A 13,583-nucleotide genomic window follows, 5' to 3' on the forward strand; every position below is an offset into this window, starting at 1 on the left:
CAAATAATAGTGGCCAAATTCGTCCAATTTAATTTCATAAATTTTTAAAAAATGCCATTGCAGTAAAATAGTTGGCTTAGATGACATTTTGGTCCTAGAACGAAATGGGAGTTTGAATATGCTCGTATCCCAATAAGAATTAAAATAAGTATAGAGCAATAAAATAAGGAAAATTAAAGCACAAATAAGTGCTGGCCAATTAAAAACTTTAGTGCTTTCATATAAAAATATCAGACTCAAGAAAAATACAATTAAGATCCAGCAAAAATATATTAATCCACTACGACCTAAAATAATAAAATGCTTTTTTTTCATAAAAATCCCTGTTAATACCAAACTTCTGCATTGAGGTTACTGTGATTAGTAGTGTCGAATAAAGTTTTCATATAGTCGCTAAATCGCGGCCTTTGACTAACTAAGATGTTAAATTCTTTAGACGAGTATAAATTTTTTAGTTGCTTTTTTGCGATATGATTATGACCCGTAAAATATTGATAATTCATTTCAATAAAAAGACGGTTTACCCTTTGTAGCAATCTAGATTGATCATCGTTTAAGTGATCTTTTCTATTTGAATTACCAGTTAAATTTCTTATTTGAATGTTCTTTAAGTAGCTGTGAAAGTGAACCAGATTCGGATCTAGCCGTTCTTCTTTAGTTAAAAAAGGTTTCATATCAAATGTATGTCGCTGATATTCAATGTGATCCGGTCTTACTTTGACTATGCCATATCCTTGATCGTATGAACAAAAACTTGAAGTAACAATTTCTGTAGTGGGTGTTTTTGCCTGTGGCTCGACGATATTTTGAGCATGAATGTGGCCGGAAAAAGCCACTTTAACCTTATAATCCTGGCATAAACGGCATAATGTTTGTGCATTGTTTAAAACAAAGCCGCGATTAACCGCTGGATTATGAACATAAAGATTATGGTGCATGAATAAAAGTGGTTTAAGGTGCCTCATCTTGGCACTTTCTAACTGCTTTTCTAACCAGACAATTTGCTCTTCGCTTATTTGCCCTTCAGTAGAGGGAGCTCCACTAGCTTCATGTTCACCATAAATGTTGGAATCAAGTAATAGTAAGAGGTATTCTTTATTTAATTGTACGCTGTATGCCAATGAATTGGGATCAATACTTTGAGCACAATCATATGAGCTTTTAAAAATTCCTTGCCAATCAGTGGGACTTATTTGATGGGCATAAAGCTGATTAGGACCTTGAAAAGCTCTGGCCCACCCATCATATATGTCGTGGTTTCCTGGCAAAACCAGTAATTTAGTTTCACTTAAATTACGAAATATTTCTGCAAATTTTTGTGCCGAAATAAGCTCACCGTTAAAAGTAACGTCACCAGTAACAATAATAGCTGCCGGCTTTTTTTCATTAGCAAAAGCAGTAAGAGCCCTCAAAGCTGTTTCTTGATATACCAGGTCTTTACCCTGACTGGTATCTTGAATACGTTGAAACGCTTGACCATCATCATGCAAGCTATCTGCAATTAAATGCGTATCTGTAATCACCCAAAATTCGGTATTCGCTTTATTTGTAATCATTTTTTCTTGCCCAATATTGGTAGAAATCAACTCTTAAGTTGCCATTAAATAGTTTGCGCTTTTTGGTCGCTTTTTTACCGAAAAATTTTTCAAATGCTGGATCGCCAACCAAATAATACTGGCTGAATGTGTCATATTTTAAAAGTGACTCACCCATTTGTTTATAAATTACCTCAGCTGATTCCCGATCTTTCAGCCTTTTACCATAAGGCGGATTAGCGATTATAACCCCATTTTCTAAGTCTGTGGCAAAATCCTTTACTGCAACCTGCTTAAAGTAAATATCCTGTAAAACACCAGCATTGTTGGCGTTTAATTTGGCAATTTCTAAAATGGATTGGTCGATATCACAGGCCCATATTGGCTGGTCAAGAGGCTTAATTTCACTTTTAGCTTGCGCTACCAATTCATCATGAATAGAGCTGTCAAACCAATCAAAACCATCAAAAGCAAATTGCCGCCAAATCCCAGGGGCAACATTTTTCCCTATTAGAGCTGCTTCAATAGCTAAAGTACCTGAACCTGTCATGGGGTCAATCAAAGGATGGCTGCCATCATATGGAGTTAGTTTTAATAATCCTGCCGCAAAATTTTCTTTCAGCGGTGCTCCACCATGTTCAATCCGATAGCCTCTCTTAAATAAACTGGCACCAGTAGTGTCTAGCGATATGCGGGCAATGTCTTTATTAATATGAATATCAAGAGGATATTCATTACCATTTTCTGGTAAAAAGCCACGACGATGATACTGATCGGACATTTTATTTACAATCGCCTTTTTTACAATTGATTGAATACCAGGTTCAGAGTGCAACTTTGATCTGACTGACCGGCCTTTAACAGGAAACTTAGCGTCAACTGGTAATAGCTCAGCCCAATCAATATCATAAACCTGATTAAAAAGTGTATCAAAATCGGTCGCCTTGAACTCCTTAAGTAAAATTTTAACGCGGTCTGCTGTTCTCAACCATAGATTGGTTTTGACAATATCTTTTTGATCGCCCTCAAAAAATACTCTACCATTCTCCGTATGGGTTTGATATCCCAGCGTTTGTAGTTCTCTTGCAACAACGCTTTCAAAGCCGACACCCATAGTTGTATATAACTGATATTTTCTCATCTTTTATTCTTTCCTTTAAAAAAAGCGTTGAGCCCTTTGAAAAGCTCAACGCTGCCAATGCAAATTTCTGTAAGCCACGTTCTGTTCAAGTATTTGTGGCATAAATACCTGTAGCAGCCATCTATCTTTGCTATATTAGTAGCAATCCAATCTTTAGTTCATTTTCTTAGATTGAACGCCCCCACCAAGTTTGGGTTGCACGCTCGCAGGGTTTACCTCGTTCCACCAAAAGTGTTTCCACTTCTGCTTCGTCACTGTGGCACTTTTCAGAATATTCATGCATATCATTAGAATGACTTAGCACTTTTTTCGCCGTAACTTAAAATTCTTTAGCTTATTGGGCTAAATACGAACACTACAAGCATCTCAGCTCGTGCGTGCGTGGACTTTCCTCAGCCTGACCTCTTTCAGATCAAACCGCGACTGCTCAAAAATTGCACCATTAAGAATTATATCAAAGCTTACTCTTTTTGTAACCCATAAACTCGTTGTTCAAGATTATAAACTTTGCGTTCAAGAGTAGAAATTCGTTGAATAATGGCCATATTAGTGGAATTTTCAGTTTGTGTATCTGATTTATTAATTGGATTGAAGCTCTGCGTTGAACGTTCATGATTAGGGGTATATGTCTTGATACTTTCCGCAGATGTTACTGGAGTTATTCTCCTTGTTTTTTGTGAATCAAGAGCTTGCTCTTTATGATGGTCATCCATTAATTCACCTTGCAGCTTGCCAATTTGGCCGTAAAGGTCTTCAATTATTTGCTCAAAGGTGTCATAATCTGCAATTACTTTATCTAAAAAAGCGTCAACTTCATCAGGGTCTAAGCCTTTAACTTTTGTCCTAAATTGTTTTTTTAAAATATCCTGTGTGGATAGTTGAATATCATTTAAATCTGCCATGATAATATACAACTCCTTTTTTTATCACTTTTATTCTAGCAAAAACTAGCCATGCTTAAAACAAAAATGTTAATTTTAAAATAAAGTTATCCTTATTCTTTATAATTATCTTCTTGATTTTCTTGATACTCCTCAGCTTCATCTTGTAGATCATAAAAATCAATTAATTCAAGCGGATATTCTTTTGTTTCTTGATATTTCTTGATTAAATTATAATCAAACTTGGGTTTACCTGGATTTTCAGGGTCATAAAGCATTAAGGCTCTATCTGTATGTAGTAGCATAAAATTCTGGTAATTGCGCAGTTGAACTGGGTTTTGATACGGTTCTTTAGATGTAGAAGCAAAAAAGTCAACTTGACTTTTTAAATTAAGATACTTTTCTTGATTGCTTTCATTCCATCTGCCGGCAAAGTCTTCATAGGGCACAATAATAGATGTTCTTAAAGGATATTTTTCCCGCAAGGAAACGGCCACTTCACTGGCCCATTGCTCTACTCCCAGATTTGCTCCAGTTATTACCCAATCTAGCTGGTTATTCTCCAATAAATTTAACATATGTTTTTTTAAAACTAATTTTATGATTTTGATTTTGGGATCCTTATCTCCGAATGTATTTAATTCGTAGTTACGGTACCCAGTTACCCATAGTCTTTGCATAATGAAACAAATGGCTCCTTGTTCAAAAACTTTTTCTTTATTGCTATAATGCTAGCAGGAGTGATATTTATGGTCAAATATCCAACCGGCAGTTCTGCCGCTTTTCGCAACTTAAATGATAAGCCCCAAGCTTCACATAAAAGAAGAAAACATAAAAATATTAATTTTTCCGATCGAGGGATGAACCTTGAACAGATGATTAATGAATCTAATAAATATTATCGTACTAAAGAAATAGCCGTGGTACATAAAAAACCTACGCCTGTTCAAATTGTTAAGGTAGACTACCCTAAAAGATCACGTGCAGTAATAAAAGAAGCATACTTTCGCCAGGAATCGACCACAGATTATAATGGTGTATATAAAGGTTACTATTTGGATTTTGAAGCTAAAGAAACCAAAAACAAAACTAATTTTCCCTTAAAAAATTTCCACGAACATCAAATAGTTCATTTAGCAGAATGCTTGAAGCAAAAAGGAATATGCTTTACAATAATAGGATTTACAAGCTTAAACCGCTATTTTGTTACTCCCGCAAGCGCAATTATCAAAGCTTGGTGGACAAAAAACAAAAGTTCATTAACATTAAAAGAAGTCGAGGATTGGTCAATAGAGATTAAGAACGGTTTTCAACCAACACTTCCGTATTTGAAAGCTGTAGATTCTTTTATCTCGGATAGGAAAATACACGATGACAAATAAAAATTTCAACTCAAATAATGGACGTGAATCACGTAAAAACTACCGCCAAAGTTTACCTAAACCATTGTGGCGCCGCATACTTAAGTGGACGTTTTTGGTTATTTTTCTATTTCTGGTAGCCGGCGTTGGTCTATTTGCATTTTACGCTAAGGATGCTCCCAATATTAGTCGCGCTGACCTTGAAAGTGGCGGCTCTTCAGGATTATATAATACAAATGGTAAATTTGTAATGTCTTTAGGTACCGAAAAGCGACAATACGTCAAGGACAGCAAAGATTTGCAACTGTTAAAAGATGCTATCGTGTCGGTTGAAGATAAACGCTTTTATAAGGATAAGTTGGGAATTGATCCGATTCGAATTGTAGGATCAATGTTAACTAATGCCAAGAGTAAAAGTATCTCTGCCGGCGGATCTACCATCACCCAGCAATTAGTTAAGCTGACAAAATTTTCAACAGCTGCTTCCCAACGGACTTTACGCAGAAAGGCTCAAGAAGCCTGGCTGGCCATGAGGGTGCAGCGAGAATACAGTCATGATGAAATCTTAGAATTCTACATTAATAAAGTTTACATGAATTATGGCAATACTGGAATTGGCACCGCGGCTAATTTTTATTATGGTAAAAAAATTGGAGACCTAGACTTAGCTCAAACAGCGATGCTGGCAGGTATGCCTAACAGGCCGACTGTTTATAATCCTTATACCTACCCGCAATATGCCAAATACCGCCGTGATATCGTTTTAAAGGCGATGTTGAAGAATAAGAAAATCTCGCAAGAACAATATGATGAGGCCAGCAAGGAAAGCATTAAAAAGGGTTTAAAACCACATAATCAGCGCAAACAGTCAAACTTACGTAAAATTAATGATCCATATGTTAAAGAAGCAATTGCCGAAGTTCGGGCAAAGGGTTTTGATCCTTTCCGTGATAATTTAAAAATTACGATTAATATGGATCAGAAAGCTCAAAAGAAACTATATCAATTGGCTAATAATGGGCAGGTTCCCTTTACTAACGATAAAATGCAGATTGGTGCTTCCGTAGTTGATCCTAGCAATGGTCATGTGGTAGCTATATTGGGCGGCAGGCATCTGCCTTCTTCAGTCCAGCTAGGCTTAGATCGGGCTGTGCAAACTACTCGTTCAACTGGATCTTCAATTAAGCCTGTTCTAGATTATGGCCCTGCCATTGAATACCTTAATTGGTCAACAGCTAAAATGCTAGATGATAGCAAATACGTCTATCCGGGAACCAACGTTCAATTATACGACTGGGACAATAAATATGATGGTATGATGACAATGCGGTATGCATTGGAACAATCACGTAATGTTCCTGCAGTAAAAACGTTAAGAGAAGTCGGCATACCTCGTGCGAGAAAGTTTGCCGGCAAAATGGACATTGATATTCCGAAAGATTCCGGACTGTCTGTAGCCATTGGTGCGAATGCTTCCAGTTTACAAATGGCGGGAGCCTTTAGTGCATTTGCAACGATGGGTATTTATCATAAACCGCAATTTGTTTCAAAAATTGAAACTCCTGATGGATTAACCAGAAATTATGATTCTGAGGGTATTCGTGTTATGAGTAAAGCCACAGCTTACATAATTACGGATATGTTAAAAGGTGTTATAAAACATGGTTCCGGCAGAAATGCCCAGATTAATGGTTTGTATCATGCCGGTAAAACCGGATCCGTTAAATATTCTGAACAAGATTTAGCACGTTATCCGGGGTACGCAGCTACGCCAAAGGATTCCTGGTTTGTTGGCTACACACCTCGTTATGCAATTGGTGTTTGGACCGGTTACGATAATCTAAAAGATGGTACTATTTCCGGCATCGGACAGCAGTCAGCGCAGCTTTTTTATAAAAACATGATGACCTATTTAATGAGAAATAAAGAAAATGTTGACTGGCAAAAGCCCGATTCGGTGATTAGGGCTAGAATTGCTAAAAATTCGAATCCTCCAGAGGTTTCTTCTACTGGGGAATGGCAACTGTTTGTTCGTGGACATTCTCCTGTTGGTATAGTTGATGATAGCAGCGACTATGATGAAGACGATGAAAAAACTAATACAAATAATTCATCTTCTACCAGCAATACTCAAGAAAGAAATTCAGTTCATCACGAAAATGGTTCAACGACCAAAAACAATAAAAATGAAAAGAAAGATAAGAATTTAAAAGATAAGCCGCAAACAGGTAATACTGGTAAAGACAATTCATCTGATTCTAGTCAAAATAATGATGCAAATAATTCCAATTCTGAAAATAACCCGCACCATGAACAAAAGCCGAACAAGCCTGGGGGCGAAAGTAATAACTCGGCCAATGACGAGAATCATCATTAATTAAAAGAACCGCTGAAAAAATTTCAGCGGTTCTTTTATTATTTTTTCACAAATAAATAAACTATTAGTTCTATTAGGCCAATAAAAGCAAAAAAGACTATTAAAACAGCTAAGGAAATGAGTTTGACATTCATTGTATTAGCTGTACCCGTGCCATCATAGGGACGCAGCCAGAGAAATAATGCCAAACTTGCAAATAAAACAACTAAAATAATGTTAGTTATGCGCCACCTACTCATGTTTTAAAACCCCTTTTAATTAATTTGTTAAAGGAATTATACTAAATTTTTTAGTTTTTTAGCACTATTTTTCTTTTAAATAAGTATAAGGGTCATTCTTGTCCCGTGCTGTCATTGAGTAGCGACCAAATAAAATCATAGCGTGATGTGTATGAATCCATTCACTTTTAGGTAAAATTTCCTCTAATCTCTTTTCTACTTCCAGTGGCTTAGCATTTTGCGGTACTATATGAAAACGCTTAGAAATCCGCGACACATGAGTATCAACCGCTATCGCAGGTATGCCATATCCTTCAGCTAAAACAACATTGGCGGTTTTCTCTCCGACTCCGGGTAAAGAAAGCAAACTCTTTTTGTCATGAGGAATTTTACTATCATATTTTGAAACTAAAATTTCAGCAGTTGCTTTTAAGTGTTTAGCTTTAGAATGATAAAGTCCAATTTGAGAGATATGTTTTTCTATTTCCGGAATCGTTGCTGTTGCTAAATTTTTTGGTTCAGGATAGTCTTTCATAAATTTAGGCATTACTCGATTTACCATTTTATCAGTGGTTTGAGCGCTCATTAAAACCGCGCATAATAAATGAAATTTATTATCCCACACCAATTCACTTTTTGCGTCAGGATACATTTTGTTGATACATTCTAAAACTTTTCTGGCTTCTTTAGCACTAAGAATTTTTTCTGTTTCCATTTAGCGATTCCTCCTCAAAAACTTTTGGACCTCACTCACTGTTTTTAAATTATGCCTTTGCCAATTTAACAGAATGCGATCGATGTACTTTAAACTATATGCCTGAGATAAAACAGCTTCCCGCAAAGCCAGCCTGATAATAGCAGGATCATAATGGTCAACGTTTAGCCAAGCAGCAATTTCTTCGCGTTCGATTGGGCTTAAGTAGCGGCCAAATTCAATTTCAAATTGGCGAACTAATTGATTTAGAGGACTGTTGTCAATTACAGAGGTTGAATTATCTTTGCCATTTTTATTGAGGGTACTATCAGTTTTTCCTGCCAACAATTTATCCAGTTTGTCGTACAGCTGGTTAAGGTTATATTTATTTCCAATCATGCCCTTTTGATCAGTTACTTGATCAATTACCAAAAAATTTTGTTCAATTAATTTTTGCAATAAGGATCCAATTTCTGCAACGGAAAAATTAGTGTTGGCCGCAATTTCTTCATTAGTTGGAAAAAAGTCTCCTTTTTGAGCAAACATTTCCAGTTGCAAAATGACCATCATTTCAGCGTCATCGATTTTTAGCTGGGGATAATAAGCTAGCAAACCGTTTGATAACAGAGTTACACCTAAAGCACGGTAATCATTATATTGCATGATTTTTCTCCTTTAAAAAAGTTGAACTAAAGTAATTTTAGTTCAACTTTTAATTATCTTATTGATTTTATTATTAAGGCTCAAGTCTGTTAATCATTCTTGGGAATGGGATAGCTTCACGAACATGGTCTAAATTACAAATCCAAGCAATTACCCGTTCAAATCCCATGCCAAAGCCAGAATGAGGTACGCTACCATATTTACGCAAATCAAGGTACCAGCTATAATCATTTTCATTTAAGCCAGCTTCATGAATTTGTTTAAGTAAGGTATCGTAATCACTTTCACGTTCAGAACCACCCATTATCTCGCCATAACCTTCAGGTGCTAGAACGTCTGCACATAGATATTCCTTAGGGTTCTCAGGATTCTTCTTCATATAAAAAGGTTTAATAGCGGTTGGATAATTTACAATGAAGAACGGACGATCAAATTGTTCAGAAATAAAAGCTTCATCAGGTGCGCCAAAATCATCCCCCCATTTAAAGTCTCGTCCATCATCCTGCAACATTTTTACTGCATCATCATAAGACAAGCGGGTATAATTGCCCTGAGAAGCTGGCTCAAGCTTCTTAGGATCTCTTCCCAAAATTTCCAGTTCATATTGGCAATTTTGTAAAACTTGTCCAGTAACATATGACAAGAACCGTTCCTGCAAAGCAAGAGATTCAGCTTGATGCATCCAGGCCATTTCCGGCTCCATCATCCAGAACTCGGTTAAATGACGACGAGTTTTTGACTCCTCTGCTCTAAAAGTTGGGCCAAACGTAAAAATTTTTCCGAATGCTTCAGCCCCTACTTCACCATAAAGTTGACCAGATTGAGAAAGGTATGCATCCCCACCGAAATATTCAGTATGGAATAATTCCGTAGTTCCTTCGGGAGCAGAATGCATAAAGATCGGAGCATCAAATTTTATAAAACCTTCATTTTCAAAGAAGTCAACAGTTGCTTTGAAAATGACGTTTCTGATTCGCATGATCGCAAATGGGCGCTTGCTTCTTAACCACAAATGCCTGTGATCAAGAAGAAATTCAATACCGTGTTCTTTATTACCGATAGGATAGCCTTCATTATTAGTAATAAGCTTCAAATCCGAAATCTGAATTTCATAACCAAAGTGAGAACGTTCGTCTTGATGAACAGTCCCCTTGATGTAGAAACTTGCTTCTTGATGCAGTGATTTTGCTGTCTCAAAAACTTCATCTGAAACAGCATTTTTACGAACAACGCCTTGGAAAAATGCTGTACCATCACGTAATTGTAAGAAAACTATCTTGCCACTTGAACGTTTATCCGTCAGCCAAACGTGCATTTGCACTTCCTGGTCGACATGATTGCGACAATCTGCTATAGAAATTAATTCTGTCATAAACTTTTATTCCACTTTCCTTATCATAATCAAATTAATAATACCAAAGTTTGAGCAATTTAGCGACTTAACCTATTAATTTTCCATTTTTAAAATCAAAAAGTTGATAATGATATTCCCCCGCATCATTTTTAGCACTTACTTCCCAAACTGGCTTATTCTGATACCAGCCTAGATTTACCTCAGTAATTTTTGCAGTTGGCCTTTTAGCACTGTATTTGTTGCGGATAACTGCTTCATTAACACCCTTACTTGCTGGATATAAATATGCTTTTTTAGACCCAGGCAAATAAATAAAATAATAGGTCTTATGATTTTTAGTCAGGCCTTTTAAAGAATAGCTGTTAATGCCACGATTCAAATGATAGGTCTTTTCGGTGTACTTGATCGGAGTCTTTTGTAGGGCAATTTTGTTAAGCTCGCGGGTTTCTGCTCTTTCAGGATTACCAGCTTTATAAAAAATTATTATAAAAGCAAAGTATAACAATACCAGTATTAAGAATACCCATGCTAAAAATTTAAATGTTTGTTTAGTATCATCTTGTATCATAGTTTTCTAGCTTTTCTTGTAAATCATTCAAAGATATTTTTTTAACTTTAACGGGAACCGCAGCCAGAAAGATAGGACCATAATCCTGAGACCAAATTCTCGAATCTAATATTAAAAATTGCCCTCTATCCTGCTCTCCACGTATTAGCCTGCCCATTCCCTGCTTAAATCGAATAACCGCCCGAGGCATCGTGTCAGAATGAAAAACGTCAATTCCTCTGTCAACGAGCTGTCTTTGGCGCAACTTAACTTCAGGTAAATCGGGGGCTTCAAATGGCAATTTTGTTGCTATTACCAAATCTACACCACATTCGTGAAAATCAATTCCTTCCCAAAAACTATCTGCACCAAGTATCAGAGCTTTTTTAGCAATGGCGAATCTTTTAATAATACGATTATTTGACCCAGAAACACCCTGAGCCAAAATTTCAAAATCACGTAAGTTGGGCGAATTGATAATAGCACTAAATGTTTTTTTAATTTGTTCTAAATTTGTCATTAGTATTAAAACGTGATTTTTATTTGCCAAGTCATTTTCAATAATTTGTGTTAGCTTTTTTTCGTAGGTAGGATCATTGATATCTGGAAAATCAGTTACAGATAAAACCTCAAGATGTTTTGCTAATTTAAATGTGCTTGTTCCGATGTATTTTTGTGGTGCTAAGTCGGTTAAACCCAAAAGTTTAATTATAAAATCAAAACCATTTTCACTAGTCAAAGTTGCACTTACAAATGAAATGTGATCGAAGCGAGCGTATATTTTCTGCAACTCTGGCGTTGCGTCAAGCATCAGCCAGCTTAAATTGGCACTCAAAGGATCTTGAGGATTAGTTAAAGTCACAATGAAGCCTTCTGATTCAACATAAGCCTTTTTACGAAGCAAATCAGATAACTGATAGCTTTTTGTAATAAAATCATCCAGTTGATCTATTTGGCCTGAAGTTTCACTTAAAATTGCATCCCGGTCAATATTTGAATTGTCAGTTTCATTGTACATCTTAAATAAAATTTGATTGGTATTTTGCCTGATGTCTTCCAGCTTCCGCTGCAGCTCCGTCAGTTTGACTAAAAAATGACTATTTTTGGGAAATAAATCCCTTCCTCTAAAGCTAAGTAGCAAATTACCATTAGCCAAAGTATTTTGGCTGACAGCCTTTTTCTTTTTAGAACAGAGTAAACGCTGCAAATGATTTATTACCTTAATTAATTCAAGGATTGCCGGATCCAGCTTTTCCAATAAAAAATTAAACTGAACGTCATTACCGTATTGATTAAACACACTGTCATCGGCATAATAAAGCAAATTACGCAGATGGTTGAGAGCTCCCCATAATGATTCGAACTGAAACGAATCGTTTCTAGAACTGATAACATTGTCTACAAAGCGGTGAGCCTCATCAATAACAAGATACGGATTTTGTCCCCAAATAGTATCGTTATAATGATTGGCTAAATAGGCGTGATTGGTCACTAAAATGTCAGCCTGCTCTTGCCTTTGTCTAGCCAAGTTCCAAAAATCAACGCCCGCAAAAATGCTACCAACGCGAGCATCTCCAGGATGGGCAATTTGAGTAAATAAAGGTGCACGATAGCTAGTGAGCTGCAGTTCGTCTAAATCGCCGGTCTTGGTTTCGGTTAACCATACTAAAATACGCATTTGCAAAACTAAAGTCAACTTATTAGGAGTACCTTGATATAAACTCTGATAAAAGCCATCTAGATCAAGGTAATGACTGCTGGCTTTGACTTCTTCGGCTTTTAAGTCCAACTTGGTAACGTTCAATAATTGGGGTATTTCATGATTAATAATCTGTCTTTGCAAAACTTTTGTAGGCGTAGCAATTACTAATTTTCTATTGGTATATAAATGATAGGAATAAGCAAATAAATAAGAAAAAGTCTTACCGGTACCATTAGGAGCTTCAACTAATAGTGTCCTTTGCTTTGAGGCGCTTAAAAACTGTTCAATGCGATTAATTAGGTCTACCTGCGGTTGCCGGTAATTAATTTTATTTTGAAACAGCTTCTTTTTTGCGCTATCACTTTTCGGAAAAGTAGTTGACGACTGACCTGCGGTGATTGCTACTTTTTCCTGCTTACGCAAGATTATTTGTCGTACTTGTTGGTATGCAGAAGATAAAGGACGTTTCTCTTTACGTGCATCATCAGCAATAGTCGTAAAGATCCAAGAGGTGTCACGGATTAAACCGTGCGCCAAAGAGCTTAACGTGTTAAGAGTAGATTGGGGTAAACTTTCGAGCCGCTCAATAATTTTTATTAGTAAAACTGCAGTGCCATATGCATCAGAGTCAGCTTTATGGGGGTTTAAATGTTTAATGTGCAATAATGCCGTTAAATCGCTCAATTTATATGATGGTTCCGTAGGAAAAGCAATTTTGGCCAGTTCCACGGTGTCAATTGCACGATTGGTTAAGGGCTCATAACCATGTTGTACTAATTCATAATTTAAAAACGGCAAATCAAAATTGACGTTATGAGCAACGAAAACAGTATCTTTTAAAATTTTTACAATCTTTGGTGCATAAAAAGAAAAATCTTTTGCATGAGCCACATCCTTATTATGTATATGAGTCAGATTTTGAACCGCTATTGGAATTTCACGGTGGGGGTTAATCATAAACGAATATGTTTTGACAACTTTCATATTTTTAATAATGGCGCAGCCAAACTGGATAATATGATTGTTATCTTCTCGCTGTGTTCCGGTAGTTTCCAGATCAACAACTGCAAAAACGGTCTGCTCAAATGATTTCATTCTGCAATAGCCCTC

12 protein-coding genes and 1 other RNA gene are annotated in these 13,583 nt (G+C 36.4%); 2 read left to right on the forward strand and 11 right to left on the reverse strand.

Annotated features, from left to right (window positions below):
* Positions 1–326: 326 nt before the first annotated feature.
* The 5 genes from H3R29_RS02400 to H3R29_RS02420 all read right to left on the reverse strand — a co-directional run bounded on the left by H3R29_RS02400 (position 327) and on the right by H3R29_RS02420 (position 4,237).
* A complete protein-coding gene (locus tag H3R29_RS02400; RefSeq protein ID WP_198202477.1) occupies positions 327–1,556 on the reverse strand; it encodes a metallophosphoesterase in 1,230 nt (409 codons plus the stop codon).
* Positions 1,543–2,676: a class I SAM-dependent RNA methyltransferase gene (locus tag H3R29_RS02405; RefSeq protein WP_198202478.1), complete on the reverse strand. Its 1,134-nt coding sequence runs from the start codon at positions 2,674–2,676 to the stop codon at positions 1,543–1,545. Before H3R29_RS02405 ends, H3R29_RS02400 begins: the two co-directional genes overlap by 14 nt.
* 65 nt (positions 2,677–2,741) lie before the next feature.
* An RNA gene (rnpB, locus tag H3R29_RS02410) (RNase P RNA component class B) lies at positions 2,742–3,111 on the reverse strand.
* Between the two features lie 26 nt (positions 3,112–3,137).
* A complete protein-coding gene (locus tag H3R29_RS02415) occupies positions 3,138–3,578 on the reverse strand; it encodes a DivIVA domain-containing protein (RefSeq protein WP_046324834.1) in 441 nt (146 codons plus the stop codon).
* A 92-nt stretch (positions 3,579–3,670) separates the two neighbouring features.
* A complete protein-coding gene (locus tag H3R29_RS02420; RefSeq protein WP_046324835.1) occupies positions 3,671–4,237 on the reverse strand; it encodes a DUF1273 domain-containing protein in 567 nt (188 codons plus the stop codon).
* A 69-nt stretch (positions 4,238–4,306) separates the two neighbouring features.
* On the opposite strand from H3R29_RS02420, the gene recU reads away from it, so the two are divergent.
* Both recU and H3R29_RS02430 read left to right on the forward strand, forming a co-directional pair.
* Entirely contained in the window at positions 4,307–4,939 is a 633-nt protein-coding gene (gene recU, locus H3R29_RS02425) for a Holliday junction resolvase RecU (protein ID WP_046324836.1), read from the forward strand.
* Entirely contained in the window at positions 4,929–7,295 is a 2,367-nt protein-coding gene (locus H3R29_RS02430; RefSeq protein WP_198202479.1) for a transglycosylase domain-containing protein, read from the forward strand. The genes recU and H3R29_RS02430 overlap by 11 nt, the downstream gene beginning before the upstream one ends.
* Positions 7,296–7,333: 38 nt before the next feature.
* On the opposite strand, the gene H3R29_RS02435 is transcribed toward H3R29_RS02430, so the two are convergent.
* From H3R29_RS02435 to H3R29_RS02460, 6 genes are all read right to left on the reverse strand, one after another.
* Positions 7,334–7,534, reverse strand: coding sequence for a DUF3923 family protein (locus H3R29_RS02435; RefSeq protein ID WP_046324838.1), 201 nt, complete (start codon positions 7,532–7,534; stop codon positions 7,334–7,336).
* 64 nt (positions 7,535–7,598) lie between these two features.
* Positions 7,599–8,228 (reverse strand): endonuclease III, encoded by a 630-nt coding sequence (gene nth / locus H3R29_RS02440; RefSeq protein WP_198202480.1) that lies wholly within the window; start codon positions 8,226–8,228, stop codon positions 7,599–7,601.
* Positions 8,229–8,870 (reverse strand): DnaD domain protein, encoded by a 642-nt coding sequence (locus H3R29_RS02445; RefSeq protein ID WP_046324840.1) that lies wholly within the window; start codon positions 8,868–8,870, stop codon positions 8,229–8,231. It lies immediately after the preceding gene.
* A 73-nt stretch (positions 8,871–8,943) separates the two neighbouring features.
* Positions 8,944–10,242, reverse strand: coding sequence for an asparagine--tRNA ligase (gene asnS, locus H3R29_RS02450; protein WP_046324841.1), 1,299 nt, complete (start codon positions 10,240–10,242; stop codon positions 8,944–8,946).
* 67 nt (positions 10,243–10,309) lie between these two features.
* Positions 10,310–10,792 carry a hypothetical protein gene (locus H3R29_RS02455; RefSeq protein ID WP_198202481.1) on the reverse strand — a complete coding sequence of 161 codons (483 nt, stop codon included), beginning with the start codon at positions 10,790–10,792 and terminating at the stop codon, positions 10,310–10,312.
* Complete coding sequence (locus H3R29_RS02460; RefSeq protein ID WP_198202482.1) at positions 10,779–13,568, reverse strand: helicase C-terminal domain-containing protein; 2,790 nt, start codon at positions 13,566–13,568, stop codon at positions 10,779–10,781. The genes H3R29_RS02455 and H3R29_RS02460 overlap by 14 nt, the downstream gene beginning before the upstream one ends.
* Positions 13,569–13,583: the final 15 nt, after the last annotated feature.

Source organism: Lactobacillus sp. M0393, from assembly GCF_016102025.1.
GTDB classification, from domain to species: Bacteria; Bacillota; Bacilli; order Lactobacillales; family Lactobacillaceae; genus Lactobacillus; species Lactobacillus melliventris.